This window comes from Leptospira ainlahdjerensis, assembly GCF_016919175.1.
Classification (GTDB): Bacteria; Spirochaetota; Leptospiria; order Leptospirales; family Leptospiraceae; genus Leptospira; species Leptospira ainlahdjerensis.
Genome location: NZ_JAFFPU010000035.1, coordinates 39,908 through 66,722, shown reverse-complemented (window position 1 = coordinate 66,722; position 26,815 = coordinate 39,908). Strand labels below are relative to the sequence as shown.

Genomic DNA, 26,815 nt, shown 5'->3' with positions numbered 1-26,815 from the left:
AGGTAAAAAACGATGAAAATACTAAAGAACTTATTTCAAACGGAAATTCGTAACTCATTCTTAAAAGAAAGTTTTCAAGAAGAAGAATGGTATCAATCTCTGATCAATCGCCCCGGCATAGAAGAAAGATTTCCTTACTTCAAGACCAAAGCGGAAAATAGAAAAACAACATCAGCCATTGTAAGATGAACCCAGAAGAAAAAGCAAAATTACTACAAACACTGGATTTGATTCTGAAACACCTTCAGGATCAAAACGCCAGCTCCGGATCAGAATACAAAGTTGTACTTTATTCGGTGCCGATCTTTGGAATCGTATTTGGATGCGCTTTGTTGTTTTTTGTTTTTTATTGGTGGTATCGACAACGGATCGAGATCATCAAAGCTGGGCTTTACAAAAAAGAGTCCTTTGATCTTAGAACCTATTCTTTTTTCTTAGGATTGATTCTCACCTTCGTTGGAATCGCCCTTTCCATCGGATTCATTTCCGTATTAGGACAATCGCTCGCAATGCTCGGCGGACTCGTTCCCCTCGGAACCGGGTTAGGATTACTCTGCTACTATAAATATTCTCGATGAGGGAAAATCTTCCCATCTTATGCAAACCGGAAGACTGGGATTGCATTCAAAAAGTCCTACAAGGGGATTTTAATTCTTTCGAACAATTGATGAACCGATATCAAGGGTTGGTCTATTCCCAAGCGATCAAAGCCTTTCGGAACGAAACAGAAGCCGAAGATTTCACCCAAGACATTTTTTTAAAAGCCTTTGAGAGTTTATCCACCTTTCAAGGACGTTCACAATTCTCCACTTGGTTGTTTACGATCGCTCGAAATGAAATTATTCGAAGATATCGAAAGGAACACCCTGAAATCTCCGGTTTGGATGCGCTGATCCTTGCGGAAAACGAAAAGGAGAAAAAAAAAGAGATCGCCTCCGAACAAGAGAACAAACTCTTAAAACAGGAGAGTTCCGAAAAGATACGAAATCTTGTGGAAAATCTGCCCGACGTTTATCGAAAACCGATCGCACTTCACTACTTCGAGAATATGTCCTATAAAGAAATTTCAAAAAAATTAAACTTGAAAATGAACACTCTGAAGAGTTATATTTTCAGAGGAAAAGAAATCATGAGGGATTGGTTGAGTAAGGAAGAGAATGAAAAACAAGAATAATTCAGCTTCCCAGTTTTCCTCGCCTGAGCCGGTTCCGGCCGACCTCGAAGAAAGACTCCATTTTTTTGAGGATGAACCCGGAAACGGAAACGCTTCCGAAAACACAGCGGTCCCTCCCGACTTAAAAAGAAGAGTGATGCTTCATATCATTCCGGTGAGGCATATTAAGATTATCTTATTCGGTCTTTTTCTTTTGGGATTTTCACCCCTCTCGGTTCTCTTCTTTATCGACAAAGAATTTCTGATTGAAACCGGGTTATTGCCTCTGATTTTAGTAACGAGCAGCATTCTCTTTTGTGTTTTCGCCATACTGGCGGGAATCTATCTTGTCCATTATAGAAATCCATACACAAAAGAATGGAAAAACAAATTAGGCTTTTTTGAATGAACCCAACCACTTTAAAAACTTCTACCCTTACGCTTTTTATCTTTCTGATATTCAATCCCATTCAGACCGTTTTCGCAGATAAAGTATCTTCTGATTCCAAACCCGTAATGGGGGCAAGAGAATATCTAAATGCTGAACTGGACCAGGTTTTTCCTCTGATCCAAAAGATGAAAAAAGAAGACGCGGCGGTCCTCATCACCCAAATTAGAGAAGAATCCAAAAAAGAATGGGCAAACGCCGATAAGTTTTACTTTCTGATTTCTCATCTGGAAGCGATCAAAGCGATCGAGGAAGAACAGGAAAGACTCAAGAGTCTCAACGAAGTTTATCTCATCGGTTCTTTGTTGCTCGGAGGTTTTTTGGTATTTTCAATTTTCCGTCAAAGAGTTCTGATTCGTAAGATAAATTCACAATTGGGTGAGAAAGAGTAACTTTTGTTTTCTCTCTGTCATCCAATTCTTTGAATAGAATCGATTTTCTGGAGTTTGTAATTTTTTCGTATTCTAATTGTAACGAATTTCTGGAATATTAGAACTACAAACTTTGTCCGGTAGAAATAGACAATCTGTTCACATCGATCAGAATCTTAAAACTTTAGAATTTTCGATAACGAAAGTCAAGTTGTAAGATAAACTGTAAAGCCGGCAAAAAAGAATAGGACTCATGAAAAACCAATCAGGGAACCCGGGACAAAAAGTCCTCGTTGTAGACGATGAGGAAGATATCGCCGAATTGATCCGATTCCATCTTGAGGAAAACGGCTACCAAGTAGACACGTGCCAAAACGGATTGGAAGTACTTCCCAAGCTCGAAAAAAATACTCCGGACCTCGTCATTCTCGATTTGATGCTTCCCGGTATCGGCGGAATGGATTTGTGTAAAAGAATCAAAGAAAAATATTCCATGCCGATCATCATGGTGACCGCAAAATCCGGAGAAACGGAAGCGGTTCTCGGATTGGAACTCGGCGCAGACGATTACGTTCGTAAACCCTTTAGCACAAGAGAATTGATTGCAAGAGTTCGCTCCGTTTTAAGGAGGTCGAAGGACTCCGAGGAAGAAGAACAATTCGAAGGAAATATAACGATCGGAAATATTTTTCTCAATCTAAAAGCTCACAAAGCGTTTATCAACAATGTGGAAGTCGATCTAACTCTGATCGAATACAAAATTCTTAATCTTTTTATGACCAATCCCGGCGTCGCTTTTACAAGAGATAAATTATTGGATCGAGTTTGGGGAAAAGATATTTACGTAACTGACAGAGCAGTCGACGTAAATATTAAAAGATTACGCGATAAGCTCGGGGATGAAAAAGAAAGGCTCGAAACTATCCGCGGAATCGGCTATAGATTCAATGAGGCGTAGCTTATTTTCAAAACTTCTCCTTAGCAACTGGTTGCTTCTCCTCGTGCTTCTCGTTGCGGCGGGTGCAGTCCTCTTTGTGGAAAAATACATTCCTCCCGATTTTAAAATTCTCCTTTTTTCTTTTTACGTCTTGTTCGCGATGTTTGGAACGTTTTATATGTCCTACTCGATCGCAAAAAGCGTTTCGGAACCTCTCGACAGAATTGAAAAAAAGACCGGGGATATCAACGCAGGCGACTTTGGTTCGGAGCTTGCCCTGCCGGACATTCGCGAACTTGCGGATTTAGCTTCTTCCATAAACTTGATGTCAACAAGACTCAAGAATCAATTCGTAGATCTTACGATCGAAAAAGAAAAATTCGATTCGGTTTTACAGAATTTAAAAGAAGGAGTTTTTGCGATCGATCCCGAAAACTCATCCATTCTTTTTCAAAACAAAAGTGTTCCCGGTTCTTTGATAGAACCTAACTCCAGATCCAGAAAGGTCGCCGACGCAACGCGGGACCATAGACTATTAGAATTCGTAAACTCTCATCTGAAAGGTTCCGGCGATTCTAAAATGGAAATCGACCTTGGACAAAACTTTTACGCGATCAAAATGTATCCCTTGAGAACCAACGGTAAGGTTTTGATGTTCATAGGCGTTATCCGAAACATCACCGAGGAAAAACAATCTCATATCATACGAGAACAATTTGTCCAGAACGCGTCTCACGAGCTCAAAACACCGATCACGTCGATCAAGGGTTATACGGAAACGTTACTCGATCGTCTTAAATTATCTCCGGAAAGCCATGAGAAACGATTCTTAGATGCGATTTCGAGAAACACCGATCGAATGGTCCGGATCGTAGAAGATATGCTAACGATTACAAGAATCGAAAATCAAACGAAAATCTCGGGAGATGAAGAATTCTCGCTTAGATCTCTGGTCGAAAATTTGAGTTATACCGTGGAAGGTGTCATCTCTTCGAAAGGTCAAAAATTCGTAGTCGAGATGAACGAACCTCTGATGATTTTTGCTGACTGGGTTCTTCTAGAACACATGCTTTTGAATCTGATATCGAACGCGTCTTCCTATTCCCCCGATGGAAAAACGATCACTCTCAAAATTCTTCCCGTCAAACCGGATCAGGTTCAATTTCAAGTCATCGATCAGGGAATCGGGATTCAAGATGAAGACAAAAGCCGCATTTTCGAAAGATTCTTTCGCGTGGATAAAAACCGTTCCCGAAAAGAAGGCGGAACCGGACTTGGTCTTTCCATCGTAAAACACATCGTCCGTCTTCACCACGGTTCAGTAAAAGTTTTCGACAATCCCGAAGGTGGGACTATTTTTTCAGTTACCATTCCGATCCGTTATCAAGCCGAAGTTTCCTGAATTCTTCTTTCCCCAGGGAAGAATTTTCCAAATATAGATCCCAAAAGACACGTTGAGGGATCCTATAATGACCATGCCTAAAGGTTTTTCATCCTTTGGAATTAATATCGGAATCAAAGATACTACGAAAGACTTCGGAGTTATTTATTCGGAAGTTCCTTGTAAAGCGACCGCAGTTTTTACGAAGAATAATTTTCCGGGTGCGCCGGTAATCGTAGGAAAGGAACACATTCAGTCCGGTTTTCTTCAGGCAATTGTGATCAATTCTAAAAATTCCAATGTGGCAACGGGCGAGAAAGGTGTTGAGAACTCTAGAGAGATCTGCAAATTCATCGGAGAATCTCTCGGCGTCTCGGAAAAACTGGTTCTTCCTTCTTCCACAGGCGTGATTGGAGTTCCTCTCAAAATGGAAGTCATTCTTCCCGCCTGTAAAAAAGCAAAAGAACTTTTGAAACCCGGAAATCTAGAAGAAGTTGCGGAAGCAATCATGACGACCGACACCCGAAAAAAAATTTCTTTCCGCAAAATTAAAACGAAATCGGGAGAAGGGGTTATTTACGGGATCGCGAAAGGCGCCGGGATGATCGAACCGAATATGGCGACAATGCTTTGTTATATCCTTTCCGACGTTTCCCTTCCGGAAAATACCGATCTTTATTCCGTGTTAAAAAAATCGGTCGATCAGAGTTTCAACTGTCTAACAATCGATTCCGATACTTCGACATCCGATACGGTGGCTTTACTTTGTAACGGATTAGCGGGAGAAACTTCCGTTGATGATTTTTCAAAAGCCCTTTTGGAAATTTCCACCGATCTTACGAAACTCATCGCAATCGACGGAGAGGGAGCGACCAAGTTGATTGAACTTTCAATCACAGGCGCTAAAAACGAAAGCCAAGCGAGAAAGATCGGAAAATCCATCCTCAATTCTCCATTGGTAAAAACCGCAATTTACGGAGGAGATCCGAACTGGGGACGTTTGGTTATGGCGGTCGGTAAGGTTTTTGACGAGCCGATTCCTTTTGAAAATTTGGAAATTTATTTCGGATCTTTGCCGGTAAAAGGAGCGAGTCCTGAAACTCTGAAAAAGCTTTCCGAATATTTAAAAAATAATACTGAAATTTCCTTAAATGTAGTATTGAATGTTGGAGCGACTTCCATGAAATTCTGGGGTTGCGATCTTACTGAAAAATATATCGAAGAGAATGCTTACTATACTACCTGATAACGATAATAACCAACCCGGATTTAAAGAAGCCTTTCGTTATCTTGTAACGGATTACTATCTAATTTCCGGGATCATAAACCTATTCGCAAAAGGAATCTCCATTCTTATCGCGCTCGGCCTCTACTTTTTTATTCTTTCGGTGATCCCCACGGCGATCGAGTATTATATGGAGGTAAGTTTTCTATCAACGCTCCTATTTGCAGTTTTTGTTATATTCCCTCTTCAGGAAAAGCTCAGCGGTAAACTCAAATCAATTCTGATTTCGGAATATCTGAGCGACGATCCTCGTTCTTCCAGAATGGCTTACAGAAGATTCGATCACGACGGATTGATCAAAAACGTATTCCCCGATTTAGTCCGTTTAACGGAAAGCAACTACGGCAAACTTGCCTTGCTCAACAACGATCTCAAAACCTTCGAACTTTACACGTACGCAAAAAAGAAACAAAGAAAAGTGATCACCCACGACGGAATCAATCCGGAAGCCAAGCTTTTAAAGTATATTTTAAATAAGAAGAACGGAGCGATGATCGGGGAACCGGATCAGAATCACGAAATCAACGAAGACTTTGTAAGTCTAAGGGCGAACTTCATCCTTCCGTTCGTTTATAGGGAGACACTTTTCGGTTTTCTTGCAGTTTCCAATATTCCAAAAGACTCGGTTCGCCAAGATCTAAGTTTTCTTTCCGGAAAATGCGGAATCGCGGTACACAATCATATTCTTTCTTCTCAAGTCGCCGAAAATAAGAAGTATAGAAAAGAATTGGAAACCGCAGGTAAGATCAGAAAATTCTTAGAAGCCGGCGAACCTCCGATGATCGGAAACATTCGAACCGAAATTCTTTCCAGAGAACCGGGAGAACTCGTCGAATTCTTAAACGCGGATGGGGAAGAAACGTATTTTGTAATTTTAAAATTAGGGGTTACAAATCAAGTTTCAGTTTTGGTTCTTTGCTACATATTAGGAATTCTTTATTCGGCAAGGACTTCGAAATCCGTTCAAAGTTTGAATTACATAAAGAATCTCGTGGAATCCTACTTAAAGGAAATTACCTGGAACGAAGAATATGATCTTTTAGTCGGACTGATTCGAAGAACCGAAAGTACGATTTCTCTCAGAAGTTCGGGAAAAAATTTCAAAGTGCATAGGAATTCTAATTTTGGTAAGAACCTTTTGTCGATCGGTTGGGAAATCGAAGAGGAAATCGGAAACGATCCCTTGATTCTAACTTGGAAAAATCGACCGATGATTTCTTTCTACGATCTGAGGTTTCCGACGTGAGAAATATTCTTCTACTCTTTATTTCTCTAATACTACTCAGCTTCGTGTTACTCGTCGGAGTTTTACAGACTTCATCGGAAAGTTTAAGACCGCCTTTTTACTATTATCCGAACGGAACAATCATCCAAAGCAGCGAAGAATTTCCGGGAATCCTCGGTAAAAAAGTGGATCTTCTTGAATTGGAGATCGCGGTAAAGATGGCGGAGTCGGGACAGTCTTACGAAAATGGGATTCACGTCTACGACAAGGGAGTAAGCGAAACGATTCCGGTGATCCTCGCGCCAAAATCGGATTATTCAGTACTAAAGGATTTCACCCGCGATATTTTAATTTCGTTGATCTACCTTTCCGTAGCGATTTGGTTTTTCTTTTATACAAGAGATCTTTATATGCTCTTGTTGTTCGGATCCTTATCTTGTTTGAGTTTGTTTAATTTTTTCCTCGTCGGGTTTCACGAATTTCATTTCTTGTTCTTCTTCTTTTTATATTTTACGGCTTTCGTGATTTTCAATATATCCTTTCGATTGCGAGGAAAGGAATTGCCGACACGTTGGTTCGCTCCCGAACTCATATTTTCCTTGATAGCGGGTTTTGTGGGGAGGTCTCAAAAAGCGGATCCTCATATTTTCAGTATTTTAGCAACCAACGGAGTCTATTTTATTCTTCTTTGTTCCGTGATCTGTATTTTCTTTTTAATTTTAGATTCGATTCGAAATCTGTTTCCTCTTCCGAGTTTATTTAAAAAATTTAGCTTGATCCTCGCCTTCAGCGCGATCTCCATTCTTCCTTTTGTCTCCGTGGAATTTTCGGACTTAATCTCGCCGTATCTATCAAAGGCTCTGATCCTCTTCGCTTTTTTAATTTTTCCGGTTTTAATCATTTATGGAACGTTCACATATTCGATCGTTCCCGTTCAGATTGCGTTCAGTTCCTCGCTCACGTCGATGTATCTGATACTAATATTGGCCGGGGGATATCTTTTCCTATTGGGCGCGTTTTTTAAATTCAATCCGATCGCCGCAGACAAGTATCTGGAAGAATTCAATATTCTTTTTCTTTCCGTGAGTATTTATACACTGAGTTCTTTGAACCGAAGACTTTCCAATCTTGTCGATACTTGGAGTTTTAAGAGAAACCAAAAACTGCATTCCGCTTTGGAAAAAGTTTCGGCGATGATCAGTGCTCCCATTTCAATGAGGGCAACGATCAACAGCCTTATGAGAAAAGTTTCCGAAGCATTGGACATCGGCAAAGTCCTTGTATTGATTCCCGCCGATAAATTTCCAAGAACGGATCTACGGAATATCAATTTTATTAGAATATCTTCCAACTCGGAGATTTGGCAGTATTTCGCAGCAAATACCGAAGTTACGGTAACCACACATCTTGCTTACGGACTCGGCATTCGCGAGTCGGTCTATAAATTTTTGCAAAACTCCGGAATTCAGCTAACGTATCCAATTTTCAACTATTCGAAAGGGAAAGAAGTGCTCGGAGTCTTTCTTGTGGGTGAAAAGAACAATCGAAGGAATTTTAATCTCGGAGAACTCCATTTTCTGAAAGAATGTACGAGAATGGCCTCCATGTTACTGCAAAACTACGCGTTATTAGCGGAAGAAGTTGAAAAAAAGAGAATCGTTCGTGATCTCAATATGGCCGCGATCATTGATAAGACTCTCCACGTGGCGGAAGGAGGCTCGATCAAGGGAACAAAGATCGGATTCTTCTCGATTCCTGCGGTTGGAATCTCCGGAGATTACTTAGACATTCAAAAATTGAATACAAATCGCATGTTGTTGGCTTTAGGGGACGTTTCCGGTCACGGTTTGGGAACGGGATATCTTGTAAGTGCGATCAGAGGCATCATTCAGAATCAAATTCGCAAAAAATCGGACTTATCCACCATTTTCAAAGTGATCAACTCGTTTCTCATCGAACGGTATCGAGGAAGCGAGTTTATGACTTTTATCTGCGGAGAATACAATTCTCAAGAAGAATCCTTCAAATATATCAACGCAGGTCACTCTTCGCCGATTTGTATTCGAAAAAACGGAAAAATAGAATTAAGAACGGAGACACAAAGAGTTCTCGGCGTCTTACCTACCGAATATAAACACTTAACGATACCGATTTATCCAGGAGATAAATTAATTTTATTCACTGATGGCATCACTGAAACGTTCAATGAGAATGAAGAAATCTTCGGAGATGAGAATTTTTTAAATCTTCTGAAGAGTAATCATCATTTGAATCCGCAAGATCTTGCTGATCTTGTATTAAAAACGATTCAAGACTTTCGCGGAATCAAAGATCCAAGCGATGATATATCTTTTATCTGCGTTGAAGTGAATGATAAACCTTCATCATGAATCAAAAATGATGATAAGAAATAAATTTTAAAAAAAATTGTAAAATTTTATTAAAACACTTTACATTTTTATCTTGATCGATTAATTATGTCCCTAATCACGGCATTTAGAACTGAACAAAATTCAGAACTGATGTTAGTAACACGGAGGAAGAGTCAATGGTTGCAAAAAAGAAAGCAGCAAAGAAGGCAGCTAAGAAAAAAGTTGCTAAGAAAAAAGCAGCTAAAAAGAAAGTTGCGAAGAAGAAATAAGTAATCTCGCAGCACACTTTCATTCTAAGAAGGGATGAAACTTTAAAACCCGCTTTTCGAAGCGGGTTTTTTCTTTTATACACATCAAAATTGATCGTTTTAGATCGTCGTTCGAGCTGAAAACAGCTTAAAATCCTAAAAATCCGGTAAGAAATATCATTTCATCCTTCATCTCGGGCATAATATCGCCGTAAACTTTGATTTGTTTTGATTCGCCGTCCGCATTGATCTCATACAGACGATATTCTTGATTGGTAGCCGGAGATCTTTCTAGTTTGAAAAATCGAGTCGGCTTTCTTGAAAAGCGGTTGTACAAGGTAAACTTATGATAATAAAAGCCGTCCTTTCCCGCATTGATCGGATATGGAATAAAATATTCCGCTCCCAACAAGAGAGAATCCGGTTTTACGACGATCATTCTTGTCCAGGTTGCGAGATTGATCGGATAATTTTCATCTAAGAAAGACTTCTTATACTTTTTTTCCCAGATGGATAAGATTCTTTTGCGAGTTTCATTCGCTTGTTTGTGTCTCTGAAGTCCGTTTAATGAAATTTCCAAGAGTGAAAGAAGAGGTATTGTCTCATTTTTACCACTCTTTGACAGTTCTAGTTGTATTAACTTCTTAGAAGAATGAAAATCTTGATTATAAATCTCTTGCCAAATCTTTTCCTGAACTTCTGCGCTAAGAGGATCTGTACTTTCGGATAAGAGAGATAGCGGAAGAATCATCCATAGCAGTCCTAAACAAATCAAAGTTAAAAGAAATGCGGACTGATTCGAATAACGTCTGATTGAACGAATGATGTCTTCCGTAAAAAACATTTTAGATGAGTGATTGCCTTTCCGCGTCGTGAAACCAAGGAAATTTTTTTTCATCCCAGGTTTGATTGAAAGATTGAATTCCGTCTTTCTGAGCGTATTCTTTTTCTTCTTCCGCAACCGGTATCAAGGATAAGAATCGAATCTGCCTTCCATTTTCGGAAATCAAACCGGTTAAATCGGGTGCTTCCGCATCGGAAGAAAATGTTTCCAGATCTCGAAATAGAATCGAAGTGAAATTGAGATACAACGCTTCCGGATCTTTACGAGACATGGAAATCGTATGACCGTTACCGAACCATTTCGCCATATTCCATGGAAAACGAATGAGCTCGCCGATGAGATGCGGAACCCACGATTCCGATCTTTCTAAACCTTCAGAACCGATTTTAACGGCTAATACCAGCTCTATACGTGCATAGTCCTCGTAATCCTTGTGAAAAAGCTCCACGGAGGGCATATTCTGAGCGCTCATTCCGATCGTAGAATAAATCCATAGGTCAGGATTTTTGGGTGAACGAAAACGAACGATCCCGAGTTGAGGATACTTTCCACCATCCGCCGACCAATATTTGTCGTGTTTGCCGAGTTTTGATTCTAAAAAGTGAAGACGTTTCTCTTGAATTTCTTTCCAGGCCCCTTGTTTGGAACGTGCTTCCCAAAAATTACGAGACGCTTGGACCCGATCGGGAATTACACCGAACTCAGAATTCCCCAGAGGATAAGCGGTTAAAGAATCCACTTTTGCATGAATCGAATAACCGTGAAATCCTTTGATTCCGGACCAGGGAGGAAGAAAGGCGTATAACGTCTCCTTGTAAAATAGAGCGACCCCGTCGCCTTCTTCCGTCCAGATAAAGTAAATATCTTTCTCTTCCAAAGCAGCGTGCGGTCTAGACTCGAGTACTTCCGTTTTCAGAAGAAGAGGCGCGAATCCGTCCGAAAGATCTTCTCGATTTCTGATCTCCGGAGCTTCGACCCGATTGCAGACCCAGACCGACTTGATTCCAAATTCGGGATTTTGTTCTCCTTGAAGATAAAGATAAACCGTTCTTCCGTCGTCTTCTAAAAACGCCGTGAAGGTTCCGTAAGGATTGGCCTCTTGATAAATAACTTTTGGTTCCATCGTCTGATTCATTGAATAACCTTATCTACAAGTTGTGAATCTTAAGAAAAACTTGTCGGAACTACGACAAGGCTTCTGTAAAAGTCGCGCGCTCCACCCTGATTTAGGGTGGAGGGGCGGGTGGTGGAAAAATTCCGGAGATTTTCCTCTATCACAGAATCATAATTTTGCAAGCACAAATCCCCTCGTAGGAACTCCTACAAAACCCCTTCTAGTAAAACGATTCTCGTTGCAGTTCCTCTCGACTTGTAGGTAAGGATATGGATTCATTGAATGGGGATATCCACGATTCTTTTTTTAAATTTTTCGAGGAGAATTTGGATTGCGGCCTCGGATCGATATTCGTTTAAAACTTCCGGCTGATAAAAGGAAGCGTTGAGAAGTCCGGTGAGTTCGATTTCATTCCAGGTTTTAAAAGAATCCAAGACCATCACGACTTCGTCTGAGATCGGTTCCTGGTTCTTTTTAGAGCGGATAAAAGTTTCTACGGCTCGGGTCGGAGTCATTGGTTTCTTATACATGCTTTCCTCGGTCTTTGGACAAGGTTCTAGCGGAATAAGAATGTTTCAACTCTCTAAAGAAGCGGTTCTACAAGGAGACTCGGAAAAAGGGCGGGTTGAAAAAATGAAAAACCGGGAGCACAAACACATTCCCGGTTCAAAATTACTCAAAAACTAACGATGGACGTATTGTTTAAGAGCACGAATTGGAATTCGTTCCCGGGAAACCCTGGTTTTATACTGCTCGAATAGAATTAAGAAGAGTAAGGTGATCAGAAATAAGTTTTCCATACTTACAGTTGACTACGATTCCTAAAAAAAATCGAATCTTTTTGGAAATTTTTTTCCAAAAAGATTTTTTCGAACCTTTATTTTTTGGAAATAAATTGACTGCTTTTAAAAAAAAGAAATATATTTTGGCACACTTTTTAAGCGAGAATTAAAAACCAACGAAGCAGATAAGGACGGCGAAAGAATTCCTTTCTTTTTTCAGATTCGGCATCAATTCTAAAAATATAAACCCTCGAATCTACGCTGAAAACAAAATCGCTTTTATGAATATTGCAGAGCGCAGATAGAATTTAGTTTCCTTGAAGAATCCGTTTCGCCGCAGACTTGATTGAATTTTTCAATTTTGTCCGATTGCCGGACGATAGCTTTGCCATAATTTCAATCGTCTTCACAAATTCCTCGGCGGCGAGATCTACCATATCCGAAAGACGGATATCGTTTTTTTTTACGGAGGAAGATAGAGGAGCTCGTTTTTTTTTCGGAGCCGCTTTTTGGATTTTGGTCTTTTTCTTTTGGACCATGATGAATTCCCCTCGGAAAAGAATGGTGGATACGGATTCTATTTATATGTTGGATCGAATCCAGCAGAAAGTGAATCTTATTCCAAAAATATTCCCATTACGCGATAACAGTCCATTTTGCTTTCCGAAATTTCGATCACGGAGCCGTCGGGACCGAATTCCTGCAATTTGATCTTATCCGGAAACCCGGTTTTAGAGACAGAATCGGAAACGACGAAGAATGTTGAATATTTTCGGAGATTCAGACAATTCTCGACCTTTCTTCCATGAAGGAACATGGTTCCGCTTTGTTCATTGGAAGAATCCGGAATTAAGATCAAATCCGAGCCGTTAAAGATTCGAATCTGGCCTGTCTGAATATTCTCAGCCTTAATATGCATAGTTCGATCCATTCCTGAGAGAACCTTCTCCCATCCATCCTTGGTTCGAATTAGCGAGTATATATCTGAAGAATGCTAAAAAGTAACCAGTCCGGAAATCTGAATAATAAAGTTCCACAATTGCATTTGAATTTAGAATTAGCTTTTCGTTTTCGATATCCGCAAAGGACAATACCCTTTTGACTGTTTTTTCTTTGCAGATTCTTGGAAAATATACTGACTTATGATCTTGAAAATTTCTTTCAATTCAAGATAAAATTCCTTTTAAAAAGCCGTTTTCATTTACAATTTTTAATTTCGAACGATCGATTTCCAGAGTTTGATCCGTTTTTAAGAGTTCTCCATTCTTATTATATGCGTTTACCATCACATATCTGCCCGATTTCATTTTTACAATCGCCAAAGAATAAGGCGCTTTCGTAAAGGAGCCGGGATTCAAGTTGACCGTTGTGGAAGAAAAAACCGTCCCTATCTCGTTCTCTTTCGCGCCATTTTGATTTAAAAAAAGTTTAGGACGTTTTACTGACTTTGCCTTCAGTTTAGAAGGTTTCGAAGAAAAGATCGCGACAGAATTGATACTATCCACGCCTCCGTTTCCACCCAAGAGGGATTTTTCAGGTCGTGTCACTTTGATATTGGGAACTTCTCGAGAATACAATCCATAGTGAGCCGCGAGATCAATGAGTCCTGTTGCCGCAGACATAGACATAGCAGCTTGATAATTTAAAATTCCGCCCATTTCATTGATCTTAATCTTTTTACCATTCTTCAGTTGCAACTCCCCGTTCTTTAGAGTTTCTGCAACTTCCTTCTTCGATAATCCAAAATACTCGGAGGACTGAAGAATAACCATTCCTGTAAAACAATCATAGATCCAAGCGTAATCGATATCTTCTCTTTGAATTCCGGCGGATGCGAAAGCGATTTCACCGGCCAATCCCGCCGGTGTCGTGAAGTCGCCTTTGAGCATAAAATATTCGGAATGCGCCGCGTGACCTGCACCGATGAGATACATCGGATCCAAATCTTTTTTTAGCTTTCCTTGTGTTTGGAGTTTCTTCGCTTTTTTTTCGGACATGAGTAAAGTTGCAAAGCCATGATCGGTTACGATCGCGATCATAGGAGTGGAATACGGATCGGCAATCGTACGAGAGATTTGTTTTTCGGTAATCTCTTGTTGATAAACGCTCGCTCTTTGATTGGAGATAGCATTGGATCGGAATTTTCTGGTGATCTCTTCCAGATCTCTTTGAACGATGCCGTGTTCGAACATCATTCTTTTCATAAGAAGTCCGTACATTGCGATTAATGTCGCGCCATAGTTGAGTTCGAAGATCGGATGACAAACGGTTTCGTTCAATCGTTTCAAATCGGAAACTTGTTTGAAGGCCGATTTAGGTATGTCCGCGGCCGCGACCAGAACCACCGCTTCCGGATCGGATTGAAGAATCATCCTTGCCTGTCCGATGGCACCCGTTACGCTCGCTCCACCCAAATCGATCAAATGGGAACGAAAACCGGTGTAACCAAGTTCGTTGGCGATTCGAACGCTATGTCCGTAACCGGACTTTCCCAAAGACGCAGGTTCGATGCTTACAAAATCCGTTAAATTACTCTGAAGAATCTCCGGTTTCATCTCTAAAAATTGAAGAAGATCGGATATTGATTTTTTATAATGTTCTAATACTTTCTTTTCACCGGACCAATCTTTATATTCTTCCGAAAAATCGCCTGCGATCGAATCGCTAATACCTAACAAAACAGGATTCATGAATTTGCCTTTTTGGATTTGTTTTCAATCATTCTAAGATTAAGAATTCGATTCGGGCGGAAGAACCTTACATTCTCCTTTTCCAATCGTTTCCCCTTTTTGGTTGGTCCAGAGAATTTTCATCTCCACCATTTTTAGTCTTTCGACTTTTGATTTTACTTCCACCGTACAAGTAACCGTATCACCCGGATAAACCGGCTTTCGAAACTTTGTTACTGTCTCCAATGCGACGGTTCCTAATCCCGGAAGTTTCATGCCTAAAACGGGAGCGAGTAAAGAAGCTGCCAGCCCTCCGTGTGCGATTCTGGTTCCGAACATCGTAGTTTTTGCATATTCTTCGTCCACGTGAAGCGGATTAAAGTCGCCGCTGATGCCCGCAAAAAGATAGATATCAGTTTCCGTGATCGTTTTCGAAAAACTAGCCTTATCTCCGACTTGGATTTCTTCGTAGGATTTCCCTTTTTGATACATTCAGAATTCTCCGTTATTTATGCGGAAACCGCAGTTGCGCCGAGGATTCCCTCTTTTAAGAATTCGATACAATGTTCGATTTCTTTTTCGGGAACGGTCAACTTTCCGAATGTTTTTAAAAGATCCGCTACGCCTTGTTCATCCAATTCTTTGAGATAACCAATTCCTCGGATGTAACGAGCCGTCAAATAATATGCAAGAATTTGAATATCTCTTTCTTTATCCGCAACCTTATAGTGATTGCTATCGTTCATCAAATCCCAGACGCTCAATTTAAGAATGGTCGTGAGGGTCAGAAGATCCGCGAAGCCGAATTCAAAAGGTTGCCTTTTTTTTCTTTCCGGATTCTCACCCACTACCTGAACGAGTTTATCCAGCTTCTCAATCAAATCTGCAACAGGAGTGTCCTTTGTTTTTTTCTCGGAAGCGATTCTTGTTTTTTCGGAAACTGCGCTTTCAATGATATTCTTAAATTTATCATAACCGCCGTAACTTGCCGAAATGATACTTCTTTGAACTTCCGAGGTGCCGCCACCGATGGTGCCAAGTTTGACGTCTCTGTAAAGTCGGCTTACAGGAACTTCTCTCATATACCCCATTCCGCCGAAAATTTGAACCGCATCCGATGCGACCTCTTCGCAAACTTCGGAAGCGTAAACTTTTACGATCGAGCTTTCCATAGGAAGACTTACATCGGGTTCGGAATCTTTTTTTCTGGCAACAAAGTAAATCACTCTTCTCGCCGCACAGAGATATGCCCAAGTCCTTGCGATTTTTTCTTTCATCGCAAAAAAGGAAAGGATCGGCTTACCGAACTGATGACGATTCCAAGCGTATTGTAAACAACTCTCGATCGAATATTCCATTCCGCCCATCAAGGCCGCGAGAAGAACGGTTCGTTCCCACTCTAAGGTGGCCTTTCCGATTCTTAAAAAACCGGAATTAAGAGGACCGAGTAAATTCTCTTCGGGAACGAACATGTCTTCGAAGGAAAGTTCCGCAGTCGTGGAAGTGTTATGCCCTAATTTTTTTAAAACTTTGGAAACTCGAAATCCTTTCCAATTGGATTCTACGATAAATGCAGAAACGCCCATCGGCCCACGAGATTTCGTAGTTCGTGCCATTACGATGAACACTTGACCAATTGGACCGTTCGTTATATACATCTTGCTTCCGTTAAGAATAAAGCCGCCTTGCGTTTTTTCCGCGAACGTTCTCATACCCGCCGCATCGGATCCCGAATCGGGTTCCGTCAAACCAAGACCGGCTATCCATTCACCGGAGGCAAGTTTCGGCAAATACTTATCTTTCTGAGCGTCCGTTCCTTGAAAAAGAATCGGGAGGGTGCCGATGATCATATGAGCGCCCCAAGAAAGACCGAAGCCCGAGTCCAGCGAACCAGCGTTAAACGCTTCTTGCGCCAAACAACACTGGAAACAAGTTCCTCCTTGTCCTCCGTATTGTTCCGGAAGAGGAATTCCGAGCAAACCCATACTTCCCATTTCTTTCCAGAGTTCGCTATCCCAAGTGCAATCTTCGTCTCTCTGTTCCACGGTAGGAAGCGCTCTTTCTTTTGCAAATTCCTTTACAGTAATATAAAAATCTCTATCTTCACTTTCTAAATAAGGGTTTAAAAACAACATGTTACTTAGTTAACTCCAATATTTCTTTTTTAAAATTCTCTAATATTTCATTTCGTTTCATTTTTAAGGTTCGAGTCATTTCTTTGTCCGGATCAAAAGGTCGAGGAACCACGTAAAAAGCGTTTTGTGGAATCAATTCGAAAGCTTTAAATCCGCTTTTGCGAGAAATTCTCGTTGAAATTTCTTTCTTAAAAACTTCTCGGACCTTCGAATTCTGATTCCACTGAGTAGGATCTTCCGGAATCCCTTCTATCTCGGTTTTCATTCTATCAAAATCAGGCACAATTAAAACAACAAGATGTTTGTTTTCATGGCCGGTCACCATGACCTGATTGATAAATGGAGAATTGAGAAGTTGATCTTCGATGGGAACCGGCTCTATGTTCTCTCCTCCCGCAAGCACGATCGTATCTTTCGCTCTTCCGGCAAAAGATAATTCTCCGCGATAATTCACGCGCATGATGTCGCCCGTATCGAAAAAACCGTCTTTGTCGAAAACGACTTCGTTGAGTTCGGGACGTTTGTAATATCCCATAAGAATCTGCTTGGACTTGAGCCAGAGAGTCCCCTTTTTCACACTTCCTTTTGGAATCGGATTTCCGGATTCGTCCTTCAATCGATACTCATAACCTTCGACGGGAATACCGACCGTGCCCGAGGACGGTTTTTTCGGATTCCGGATCGAGGTAACGGCGGAAGTTTCCGTCATTCCATAACCTTCGAGTACGATCAGACCTATCGCGGATAAGAATTTATCGACGACGCTTGGAAGAGCGCTCCCCGCCGATACGGAGACCCGCAACCTTCCTCCCAACGCCTTATGAACGGAGGAAAAGATGACAATGGCGAAAAGTTTGAGCGGAGACAAAAACGTGAGTTTGAAAAAGGCAACGAGCCTTCTCGTTATATCGCTAAAAAACTTCGGTCTTTCGATTTGGAAGTCGTATCCGAAAAGGATCGATTTGTTAAGCGACCAGATCATTCCAACTTTTAAGAAGAAGTGAAACAAAGCTCTTTTCAAAGGGGATTCTTTGGAAACCTTCGCCATAATTCCGTTGTAAAGGGATTCCCAAATTCTAGGAACGGATGGGAATAAAGTCGGACGGAAATCCCGGAGGTCTTCCTTCAAAGACGTAATATTAGAAATTAAGAATGTAACACCGAGCGCTACGGTACAATATTCGATCGCACGTTCGAAAGCGTGCCAAGGAGGAAGCAAACTTACGCCCGAATCCTCTGAAGTCAGCCCAGCAAATCGGACAACTTTTTCAATCGCTGAAATCCAACCGGTCTGATTGAGCATCACACCTTTGGGCGCCCCTGTAGTTCCGGAGGTGTAAATCAGGGTTGCAAGTTCATCGGGAGACTTTTCCTTCAAACGATCGCGGATCGCATTCGGATGACTTTTCAGATAATCTCTTCCGGATTGAATCAAACTCAAAACACTATCGGATCCGGACTTCAGTTCTCCGTTATCATCCTCTAAAACAAAAACCTTTTTGATTCCTGGAATTTGAGAAGCGAGTTGTATCAGTCGAGCTTTGTCTTTATCCTTCTGAACCAAGGCATATCTGCTTTCGGAATGATTTACGATATAGAGAATATCTTCGTCAACGACATCCGTTCCTCTCGGAACACAAACCGCGCCGGAGCTGATGATCGCTAGATCCGCAACAAACCAGTTCACGCTTGAATCGCAAAGATAGACGATCTTATCTTCCTTCGTTATACCTTCTGCGATAAGACCGGCCGTCAATTCATCGACTTGATTTTTGAGAATGGAAAAACTTCTTCCTTGAATTCCGTTTGGAGTTCTTTTACAAAAAGTTTCTTTATTCGGAAAACGTTGGGCCGTACTTTCCAGTAAATCGTATAAATATTTAGATTCAGTTTTCAAAATCATTCCCCTCAAAAAAAGAATATCCGCTTCCGGCAGAAAGAATAGAAATCGAAGTCAACGTATCAAGTTCTTTTTGTGAAGTCCGAATAAATTGAAATAAAATAAACGAATGTTCATTTTTTAACAAAAGACCATAGCTCGATTCAAGTACAAAACCAACTTTTGTAGGTTTTCTAACAATTAAAAAAGAATCTTAGAAAAGTAGAAGATCAATTCTTAGAAAGAAATAGAATGCCAATTAGCGGCGAAATCCTATTGGAAAGAATTCAATTTATTTTAAAGAAACAAAACTTACAAATTCAGAATGTGGAATCGGGTTGATTCTTTACTCTGAATTCTCCTTTGGAAAAACGACGTTTCAAAAGAGGATCTTAATAGTCCCGAAGGCCAGTGAGATAAGATATAAGTGTAAAATCAGAAGAAAACTGATACGAGAAAGAATTCTATTTTATGTATGACCACGAACCATGAAATCGACGAAAAAATGGAACCGAATTAAATCGAATTTCTAAAATCGATTCCTTCCGATTTTAGCAGATCAAGAAACTGATTTTCATCAAAGACGGCGATTCCTAGTTCATTCGCTTTTTCTAATTTAGATCCGGCCCCTGGACCGGCCAAAAGATGGGTCGTTTTGGAACTCACAGCGCTTACTTTTCTTCCTCCGTAGTAAACAATCAAATCCATCGCCTTATCTCTCGGCTGAAAGTTTTCAAAAGACCCTGTCACACACCAAGACTGACCGGCAAAAGGCTGGTGATCGGCGACCTGAACCGGATCGGCTTTCATCTTTAGTCCGGCCTTTTTAAGCCTATCGATCAATTTTAGAATTCTCTTATCTACAAAATTCTCTGCGAACGCTTGAACCGTGGAAGGCCCGATTCCTGGGATTTCCAATAACGATTCGATCTTCTCAGTTTCTTTTGCAATACTTAGGATTTGATCCATGGAGTCGACACCGTGTTCGATCAAAAGTTCGGTCACTTTATGACCAATCTCCGGAAGACCGATCGAAGGAAGAACGAAACGAAAGTCCTTTTGTTTGGAGTCCTCGATTCCCTTTAAGATAATCGCTACGCTCTTTTCCCCAAAACCTTCCTCTTGTGTAAGTTTTTCTTTCTGATTCTTAAGATCATAAAGATCCGCGATCGAACGTAGGTAATCATGGTCATATAAAAACTCGATCTGTTTGTCTCCAAGTCCTTCGATATCCATCTGCTTTCTTTGACAGAAAAAGATGATTCCATTCTTCACACGATCCGGGCAATCGGAGTTAGGACAAAATAAATCCACCAAACCGTCTTTCTTGATCGTTTTCGTTTTACAGGAAGGACAACGATCGGGAATCTTAAAAACGTCTTTGCCTGGAGTTACGACTTCTTCCACTGCGGGAATAATCTCTCCTCGCTTGGCGACCCTTACGATCGCACCGATCCCGACCCCGAGTTCGTCGATATAGTCTTGGTTGTGTAAGGTGGCAAACGTTACAGTAGTTCCGCCAAGACTTACCGGTTCGATTTCCGCCCTCGGCGTAATCTTCCCCGTGCGACCGACTGCGTATGTGATATCTACGATTTTACTTTCCTTCATCACAGCGTCGAATTTATAGGCGCGAGCCCAACGCGGAGAATGGGAAGTATAACCCAACGCATCCCTTTTCGAAATATCATTGAGCTTGATTACGAGACCATCGGTCGGAAAACCGAGGCTTTCCTTTTTCTTTTTAAAATCCTTGATCGTCTTTGCGATCTTGGAGCCGGCCACATAGACAGTATCCGGCGCCAAAGGAAATTTTAATTTTTCCAATTGAGAAAGAATTTCTTGATGTGTTTTCAGTTTTTTTGTCTGGTTCGGAAAAGCCGCGTCATAGGTAAAAATTCTCAACGGTCTTTTTGCGGTATCGGAAGAATTTTTTTGTTTGATCGATCCTGCGGCGAGATTCCGTGGATTTGCGTATTTACCGGAAGAGAGTTCGTTAAATTCTTCGAAGTCTTTATAGGTCATAAAAACCTCTCCGCGCAAATACACACTTGTAGAATCTGGTAAACGAAGCGGGATATTTCGAATCGTCCTTATATTGTCCGTTACGTCGTCGCCGATTCCTCCGGAACCGCGCGTTACGCCGTTCTGCAATATTCCATTTTCATAATAGAGAACTATCGAAGCTCCGTCGATTTTCCATTCCACGGAATAAACGCCTTCCGGATCGGTTTTATTGACCCAATCCAAAAGTTCATCGTCGTTATATGTATTGATCAAAGAAAGAACGGGAAGTTTGTGTTGGAATTTTTCAAAATCCTTATCCAAATCGGATCCCACAACCAAAGTAGGGCTCGCCGGGTCTTTCAGTTGAGGGAATTGTTCTTCGAGATCCTGCAATCGGCGAAAGAGTTTATCGAATTCGAAATCGGAAATCGTCGCGTGATTTTTTACATAATAAGAATGCTGATGAAGACGGATTTCCTCCATCAACCTGGCTATTTCTTTCTTAGCCTCTTTTTCCGAAAGAGATTTGTCCGCGTTCTCTTTTTTCTTAGCCATATCGAATTTGAATCGAGATTAATAGACGGGAACTTTCAGGAATTCCATCGGATCGGTACGATTGGATTCTCCAAGCCATACTTCATAGTGCAAGTGTGGGCCGGTAACGTTTCCGGTGGATCCGACCGTAGCAATCAAATTTCCTTTTCGAATCTGTTGACCGTCTTTTACGAAAATTCTCGTACAATGTCCGAAAAGGGAAAAATAACCGTTTGCGTGTTGTATCACGATGTGATTTCCGTAACCACGATTGGAATAGATTACTCTGTGAACTTTACCGTTACCCGTAGCATAGATGGGAGTGCCGGGAACGTTTGCGAGATCGATCCCGTCGTGATATTCCATATAACCCGTTGTAGGCGAACGTCTTGTGCCGAAATAAGAAGTTAAGTTGTAAGAATAAAGCGGTTCTCCGAAAGGAAGTGCATCCATGATATCATATCTTGAATTGAGAAAGTCATAAACACTATCCATGAGGGGACGTTGTTTATCCATATAAACTCTCGCGGTACGATAGCCGTAAATTTCGGAAAGATAACTTCGTCCCAACATCAAATCTTTGTCGGCGGCTTCTTCCGTTTTTAATTCTGCGAGAGCGATCGATTCGATATCCGATTCGTCCGGAAGTTTGAGCATCTCGTCCCTTTCTCCATCGACAAGGGAATAAATTTCCTCCAAACTTTCCGTAAGAGCGAGGAAATCATCCTGAACTCCTTCCAGTTGTTCGGAATATTCAATGTATTCGTCGAAGTATTTACCGTAAACCTGCGCAAGCGCGTTGATTTGTTTTCTTGTATTGTTATATTTTACGATTCCGAAAACCGCGATTCCTAAGATCGAAACCAAAAGGCTGAATAAAAAGAAGATCGTAAAAACCGATATCTGAAAATGAAATGATTTATCGAATCCATGAGGGATCAAAAGTACTGTGAGTCTTTGATGACCCTTTTCCTTTACCTGATCCAGTCGTTTGCGGATTTCCTTTTCCATGGGAATAGACTCCAGATAAAGAGTCTATTCCGGGGAAGTATAGGTCAAGTGGAAACCAAATCCATCCACATTCCGTGTTTTGGTCTTAATGTGACTAAAGGTTCCAATTCGACTTTATGACCGGGAACCGGCCTTAAATCGTATTTTCTGGCGATCATACTTAGAATGAGAATTCCTTCCGTCATCGCAAATACGTTTCCGATACAAATTCTCGGACCACCACCAAACGGAATGTAGGCATATTTCGGTCTGTCTTTTGAGTTTTCTTCGGAGAATCTTTCCGGCCAAAACTTTTCGGGTTCTTTCCAGAAACGCGGATCTCGGTGAATCGTGTAGATACAAATGGAAACATTGGTTCCGGGAGGAACCTTGTATCCACCGACCTCGTCCCAACCCAACGCGGATCGTTCGACCGTCCAGGCAGGTGGAAAAAGCCGCATCGATTCTTCCAAAACCATTCTTGAATAAGTCAGAGATCCGACGTCTTCTAAAGAGGGAATCTTCTCTCCCAAAACATTCTTCGCTTCCGCTTTGAGTTTGGAAAAAACATCCGGATGATTGGATAAAAGATAAAAGGCCCATGTCAGTGCGTTTGCGGTTGTTTCATGTCCCGCCAGAAGAAGTGTAATCGCTTCGTCTCGCACCTGTTCGACGCTCATCTTTTCACCGGTTTCTTCGTCCTGGATTTCCAAAAGCATACTAATCAAATCATTTGAAGGATTTTTTCTTCTCTGGTCGATCAGTTCGTAGATAACTTCGTTCATGGATTCGATCGCGTTTCGTAATCTTCGATTTCCGGGAAGAGGCCAGTGAATCGGAGGAGGAAAAACCATCGTCAAACGTTTGGTGACTTCCTGCATGGCGATTTCGACATTCGTTGCGATGATGTCCGAATATTCTTTTACGTCGGAGCGAAACAAGGTCTTACCCACAATCGCAAATGTAAGTCTCATCATTTCTTCAGAAAGATCGACCCCAAGTGTTCCGTTTTTTTGTCTGGATTCCCATTCCTGAAAAATGGTTCGGGTTTCTTCCGCCATTATATGAGTAAACTCTGATATTCGCTGACGATGAAACGCGGGTTGAATCAGCCTTCTTTGTTTTTTCCAGAAATCTCCTTCGGAAGTTAAAAGCCCTTTTCCGAGAATTCTTTTCAATTCGTCGTAGAAGACACTCTTATGATAGTTGGCGCTGTTTTCCTGAAGAACATGACGGATGTCTTCTGGACTCTGAATCATAAAAATTCTCGTTTTACGAATTCCGAACAAAACCACGTCTCCGTGTTTTTTCTTCATGTCTTGGAAGAATCCGATGATATCTCTACGCATCCTATAAAGATGACGCAGTGCAAAGAAACCGTAAGAACCCGGCGGGGATTCGATCTTTTGAGAGTCTTTTTTTGGGGAAAGACTGGAGTTTAATGAAAACATTGGATTCTCCAAGTTTGATTTTTTTCCGGAAGAATCCGGACTCCAGCCGAGACACTGGTAATCTTAGAATTCCATAATTCTAAGATTACTTTCGATTTTTATTTTTGAAAGGAATTTGAATTCCTAAAACTTTCAGAAGGTCAACTACACTTCAATACAAAAAGAAACCAATATAATCGGAATAGATCCGAACTTTGATCGTATTTCTTTCGACTTAGCAATTATCTTCGATCTAAGGAAGCCTCAATCAGAGTATCCACATCCAATGAAACTGGCATCGTCGTGGATTCGGCTTCTACGGCCGTTCCGTAAATTTGCTCCTGAACCCAAGAATGTAACTCGTTTCGAGCTATGCTGTTTTCATCCGTTTCAAAAAAGGAGAACCATACAATGGAACTCGAAAAGAAAGCGGATAAGAATGTGATCAACGCCAATTGAATCATCTTCCATTTACGCTTTTTATAAACTCCATCACAGATTTTAGAACTCCAAACCTTACTACAGAGCCTGTCTGAAATTTCTTTTTCGAATCCGTTCGATTTCATGCTGTCTTTATCCTATCTCTCACTTATCAACGAATATTTTCTTTAACATCTGTTTTCCTCGGAACGCTCTGGACTTTACCGTTCCCTCCGGAATACTGAGTTTCTCCGCAATCTGCTGTTCTTTGTATCCTTCCCCGACCAAACTCAACACGGATTTATATTTCCATGGAAGCATCGCTAAAAGATCTTTCAATTCAAAATCGGTAAAGCTCGCGGAAGCGGCTTCTTTTTCCTGAATGGAATGATCTTGGATGACTTTTTCTTTCAGCCTGCTTGCAAGGGCGGTTTGTCTGGAACGTTTTTGATTCATTCTCAGAGATTCGTTTCTTGCGATCGTATAAAGCCAAGTGCTCACCGCAGAGTCTCCGCGAAACTTGTTTGCGGAAAGACTTTTGTAAGCCCGAAAATAAGTTTCCTGAACTACGTCGTCAATCGAGTCGTGAAATTCTTCGAATAAATTTTTCTTAATCGCAGACAATACGATATGTTTTGTCGAATCGATCAGTTCGGTAAATTCTTTCTGGTCCATGAATACCTCAGTGTAGGATTCCCTGTATTGGTAGTATAATTCTTTCCGGAGAAAAAAGATTCACGGGGAATCCGTTTTCTTGGCGAGTAGAAGGCTCTTTGATTTTGGACTTTTGGTCCCTGGTAAGTATTTTTTCAATAGCAAGACGATGAGAAATCTGATTGATTCTAATTTCGGTCGTATATCTCCCGATTTCGATCAAAAGTTTTCTGATCTTCGTTAAGTCGACGTTAGGCTCCATCAAAAGCCCCTCGAGTTCGATTTCGATCGGAGAAATTTTCTGAAGCCATCGAAAATGCGCTTGTTTGTGTTTCTCGTTGATTCTCGAGATCTCATCCAACTGTTGTTCCGAAAGAGCAAACCTTTCACGGACCGTATCCACATTTCCGAAGACCAATCCAAAACTTCTTAACTGGCGAATCGGCGCCAATTGACGAACCGGAGCCGGAGTGTTGGAATCCGTTCCGGACCGAAGCCCCATCAGTTCTTGGGAAAAAATAACCGCCGGCGCAAGAAAGCAACCGGCGACGGTCATTCTGACAATTGAATTCAGGAGATTCATGAGGTATTTGCTCAAATTATAAGACCCGTAGCCCGAAGGTTAGTTTCCTGTTTCGAAATTTTTTACCGGTTCCCATCCTTTGAAAAGAAAAAAAGGGGTTTCACACTTGAATTTGGCTTGTAAGGGACTAAAAAAACAATCCTGATTTTGACGGATTGCAACTCCGTGTTTCGCTTAAAATTCTTTAAAAACCCTAAATTTTATGTCTGGTCCGGGTTCGTTCTATTTCTTCTGATTGCCGCGCCGATCGCCATCGATTTCAGTTTCGAAGAATCGTATCTTCACGCCGAAAAATTCCAGAATCACAGATCCGCCAAACCGGCGACAGTCGCGGTCGTACCGGGCGCCTCGGTTTACAAAAATGAACCTTCTCCCGTTCTAAAAGATCGATTGGATTGCGCTCTGGAATTGTATCACCAGGGAAAGGTCCGCAAAATTCTTCTCTCCGGCGACAACGGCTCGATTTATTATAACGAAGTAAAACCCATGCTTCTCTACATTCTTAAAAACGAAGTAAATGAAAAGGATATATTCGTGGATCACGCCGGCTTTCGAACGTTAGACACCTTGGTCCGCGCGAAGGAAATTTTTCAGGTTAAGGACCTGATCTTTGTCAGTCAGAGAGTTTATCAGCCGAGGGCTGCGTTTCTCGCAAATAAAATCGGACTCAAGTTCCAAGCCTTCGAAGCTGATAGAAGAATTTACACAAGCGGACCTTTTAGTCGATCCCGTGAATTTTTCGCCCGCACTTTGGCTTGGGTCGATATGAATCTATTCAAGACAAATCCGAAATATTTGGGGGATCCTTTTCCGATCGAGGGAAGCGGAATCAAAACCTGGAAAGGCTCCGTCCTTTAAAAATTGAACCGAAAGAAATCTTAAAATCAAATTTATATTCTATCGAATTGGAAATTTTTTTTTCTAATATAGAATTTATAAAATTAGCTTATCGAATCGAGCGAGACGAAGGTGACGGAAGCTCGAATCCAAAAGGAGAATCATGAAAGAAATCGAAACGGCAAAGGGAACGATCCTGTTCTTCAATGAAGAAGACCTTAAGATTCAGGATGTGAATTCTTTTTTGGAACTCGTTTATTCCGCAAAAGCCGACACGTTTGCTTTCAATCGTTCCAGTTTTCCAGATTCTTTTTTCGATTTAAAAACAGGCTTTGCGGGAGAAATTTTACAAAAAACCTCCAATTATAAAATTCGAATTCTCATCGTTGGAGACATTTCGAAATACAATTCTAAGAGTTTTCAAGACTTCGTCTATGAAAGCAATCAGAACGGAAAAATTATCTTCTGTGATCTTTTGGAGACGGGAATCGTTTTGTTAAAGTAAACTTCTCTCGGG

The 26,815-nt window shown here is 41.1% G+C and carries 27 protein-coding genes; 12 read left to right on the top strand and 15 right to left on the bottom strand.

Going from position 1 to position 26,815, the window contains the following annotated elements; translation table 11 throughout:
• The first annotated feature begins 12 nt into the window (after positions 1 to 12).
• The 10 genes from JWG45_RS10170 to JWG45_RS10125 all read left to right on the top strand — a co-directional run bounded on the left by JWG45_RS10170 (position 13) and on the right by JWG45_RS10125 (position 9,190).
• Complete coding sequence (locus tag JWG45_RS10170) at positions 13 to 189, top strand: LIMLP_16695 family PerRB-regulated protein (protein ID WP_205279635.1); 177 nt, start codon at positions 13 to 15, stop codon at positions 187 to 189.
• The gene (locus JWG45_RS10165) at positions 186 to 578 is read left to right on the top strand and encodes a DUF6249 domain-containing protein (RefSeq protein ID WP_069605861.1); all 393 of its coding nucleotides are present in this window, start codon (positions 186 to 188) and stop codon (positions 576 to 578) included. The genes JWG45_RS10170 and JWG45_RS10165 overlap by 4 nt, the downstream gene beginning before the upstream one ends.
• A complete protein-coding gene (locus tag JWG45_RS10160; RefSeq protein ID WP_205279634.1) occupies positions 575 to 1,174 on the top strand; it encodes an RNA polymerase sigma factor in 600 nt (199 codons plus the stop codon). Before JWG45_RS10165 ends, JWG45_RS10160 begins: the two co-directional genes overlap by 4 nt.
• Complete coding sequence (locus tag JWG45_RS10155; RefSeq protein WP_205279633.1) at positions 1,158 to 1,562, top strand: hypothetical protein; 405 nt, start codon at positions 1,158 to 1,160, stop codon at positions 1,560 to 1,562. The genes JWG45_RS10160 and JWG45_RS10155 overlap by 17 nt, the downstream gene beginning before the upstream one ends.
• Positions 1,559 to 1,993: a hypothetical protein gene (locus JWG45_RS10150; protein ID WP_205279632.1), complete on the top strand. Its 435-nt coding sequence runs from the start codon at positions 1,559 to 1,561 to the stop codon at positions 1,991 to 1,993. Before JWG45_RS10155 ends, JWG45_RS10150 begins: the two co-directional genes overlap by 4 nt.
• A gap of 232 nt (positions 1,994 to 2,225) precedes the next feature.
• On the top strand, positions 2,226 to 2,930 hold the full coding sequence (locus JWG45_RS10145) for a response regulator (RefSeq protein WP_205279631.1): 705 nt from the start codon (positions 2,226 to 2,228) through the stop codon (positions 2,928 to 2,930).
• Positions 2,920 to 4,311, top strand: coding sequence for a HAMP domain-containing sensor histidine kinase (locus tag JWG45_RS10140; protein ID WP_205279630.1), 1,392 nt, complete (start codon positions 2,920 to 2,922; stop codon positions 4,309 to 4,311). The genes JWG45_RS10145 and JWG45_RS10140 overlap by 11 nt, the downstream gene beginning before the upstream one ends.
• A 73-nt stretch (positions 4,312 to 4,384) precedes the next feature.
• The gene (gene argJ, locus JWG45_RS10135; RefSeq protein WP_205279733.1) at positions 4,385 to 5,536 is read left to right on the top strand and encodes a bifunctional glutamate N-acetyltransferase/amino-acid acetyltransferase ArgJ; all 1,152 of its coding nucleotides are present in this window, start codon (positions 4,385 to 4,387) and stop codon (positions 5,534 to 5,536) included.
• On the top strand, positions 5,517 to 6,821 hold the full coding sequence (locus JWG45_RS10130; RefSeq protein ID WP_205279629.1) for a hypothetical protein: 1,305 nt from the start codon (positions 5,517 to 5,519) through the stop codon (positions 6,819 to 6,821). Before argJ ends, JWG45_RS10130 begins: the two co-directional genes overlap by 20 nt.
• Positions 6,818 to 9,190 (top strand): GAF domain-containing SpoIIE family protein phosphatase, encoded by a 2,373-nt coding sequence (locus JWG45_RS10125; protein WP_205279628.1) that lies wholly within the window; start codon positions 6,818 to 6,820, stop codon positions 9,188 to 9,190. Before JWG45_RS10130 ends, JWG45_RS10125 begins: the two co-directional genes overlap by 4 nt.
• A gap of 378 nt (positions 9,191 to 9,568) precedes the next feature.
• Here JWG45_RS10125 and JWG45_RS10120 read toward each other — a convergent pair whose 3' ends face one another.
• From JWG45_RS10120 to JWG45_RS10050, 15 genes are all read right to left on the bottom strand, one after another.
• On the bottom strand, positions 9,569 to 10,264 hold the full coding sequence (locus JWG45_RS10120; protein WP_205279627.1) for a hypothetical protein: 696 nt from the start codon (positions 10,262 to 10,264) through the stop codon (positions 9,569 to 9,571).
• Position 10,265: 1 nt separating this feature from the next.
• A complete protein-coding gene (locus JWG45_RS10115; protein ID WP_205279626.1) occupies positions 10,266 to 11,399 on the bottom strand; it encodes a suppressor of fused domain protein in 1,134 nt (377 codons plus the stop codon).
• A gap of 254 nt (positions 11,400 to 11,653) precedes the next feature.
• Positions 11,654 to 11,908, bottom strand: coding sequence for a hypothetical protein (locus tag JWG45_RS10110; RefSeq protein ID WP_205279625.1), 255 nt, complete (start codon positions 11,906 to 11,908; stop codon positions 11,654 to 11,656).
• Positions 11,909 to 12,468: 560 nt separating this feature from the next.
• Complete coding sequence (locus JWG45_RS10105) at positions 12,469 to 12,699, bottom strand: hypothetical protein (RefSeq protein WP_205279624.1); 231 nt, start codon at positions 12,697 to 12,699, stop codon at positions 12,469 to 12,471.
• 77 nt (positions 12,700 to 12,776) lie between these two features.
• Entirely contained in the window at positions 12,777 to 13,079 is a 303-nt protein-coding gene (locus JWG45_RS10100) for a hypothetical protein (protein ID WP_205279732.1), read from the bottom strand.
• A gap of 247 nt (positions 13,080 to 13,326) precedes the next feature.
• A complete protein-coding gene (locus tag JWG45_RS10095; RefSeq protein WP_205279623.1) occupies positions 13,327 to 14,850 on the bottom strand; it encodes a thiolase family protein in 1,524 nt (507 codons plus the stop codon).
• 39 nt (positions 14,851 to 14,889) lie between these two features.
• A complete protein-coding gene (locus tag JWG45_RS10090) occupies positions 14,890 to 15,321 on the bottom strand; it encodes a MaoC family dehydratase (protein ID WP_205279622.1) in 432 nt (143 codons plus the stop codon).
• 17 nt (positions 15,322 to 15,338) lie between these two features.
• Positions 15,339 to 16,964 (bottom strand): acyl-CoA dehydrogenase family protein, encoded by a 1,626-nt coding sequence (locus JWG45_RS10085; RefSeq protein WP_205279621.1) that lies wholly within the window; start codon positions 16,962 to 16,964, stop codon positions 15,339 to 15,341.
• Between the two features lies 1 nt (position 16,965).
• The gene (locus JWG45_RS10080) at positions 16,966 to 18,861 is read right to left on the bottom strand and encodes an AMP-dependent synthetase/ligase (protein WP_205279620.1); all 1,896 of its coding nucleotides are present in this window, start codon (positions 18,859 to 18,861) and stop codon (positions 16,966 to 16,968) included.
• A gap of 498 nt (positions 18,862 to 19,359) precedes the next feature.
• A complete protein-coding gene (gene ligA, locus JWG45_RS10075) occupies positions 19,360 to 21,405 on the bottom strand; it encodes an NAD-dependent DNA ligase LigA (protein WP_205279619.1) in 2,046 nt (681 codons plus the stop codon).
• 18 nt (positions 21,406 to 21,423) lie between these two features.
• Positions 21,424 to 22,395, bottom strand: a complete 972-nt coding sequence (locus JWG45_RS10070; protein ID WP_205279618.1) for a M23 family metallopeptidase — start codon at positions 22,393 to 22,395, stop codon at positions 21,424 to 21,426.
• Between the two features lie 44 nt (positions 22,396 to 22,439).
• Complete coding sequence (locus JWG45_RS10065; RefSeq protein ID WP_205279617.1) at positions 22,440 to 23,825, bottom strand: cytochrome P450; 1,386 nt, start codon at positions 23,823 to 23,825, stop codon at positions 22,440 to 22,442.
• Between the two features lie 221 nt (positions 23,826 to 24,046).
• Complete coding sequence (locus JWG45_RS10060) at positions 24,047 to 24,370, bottom strand: hypothetical protein (protein WP_205279616.1); 324 nt, start codon at positions 24,368 to 24,370, stop codon at positions 24,047 to 24,049.
• A gap of 19 nt (positions 24,371 to 24,389) precedes the next feature.
• Positions 24,390 to 24,899 (bottom strand): RNA polymerase sigma factor, encoded by a 510-nt coding sequence (locus JWG45_RS10055; protein ID WP_118966840.1) that lies wholly within the window; start codon positions 24,897 to 24,899, stop codon positions 24,390 to 24,392.
• A 7-nt stretch (positions 24,900 to 24,906) separates the two neighbouring features.
• The gene (locus JWG45_RS10050) at positions 24,907 to 25,461 is read right to left on the bottom strand and encodes a Spy/CpxP family protein refolding chaperone (protein ID WP_205279615.1); all 555 of its coding nucleotides are present in this window, start codon (positions 25,459 to 25,461) and stop codon (positions 24,907 to 24,909) included.
• A gap of 165 nt (positions 25,462 to 25,626) precedes the next feature.
• On the opposite strand from JWG45_RS10050, the gene JWG45_RS10045 reads away from it, so the two are divergent.
• Positions 25,627 to 26,319, top strand: a complete 693-nt coding sequence (locus tag JWG45_RS10045; RefSeq protein WP_205279614.1) for a SanA/YdcF family protein — start codon at positions 25,627 to 25,629, stop codon at positions 26,317 to 26,319.
• Positions 26,320 to 26,461: 142 nt separating this feature from the next.
• Positions 26,462 to 26,803, top strand: coding sequence for a DUF4180 domain-containing protein (locus JWG45_RS10040; RefSeq protein WP_205279613.1), 342 nt, complete (start codon positions 26,462 to 26,464; stop codon positions 26,801 to 26,803).
• Positions 26,804 to 26,815: the final 12 nt, after the last annotated feature.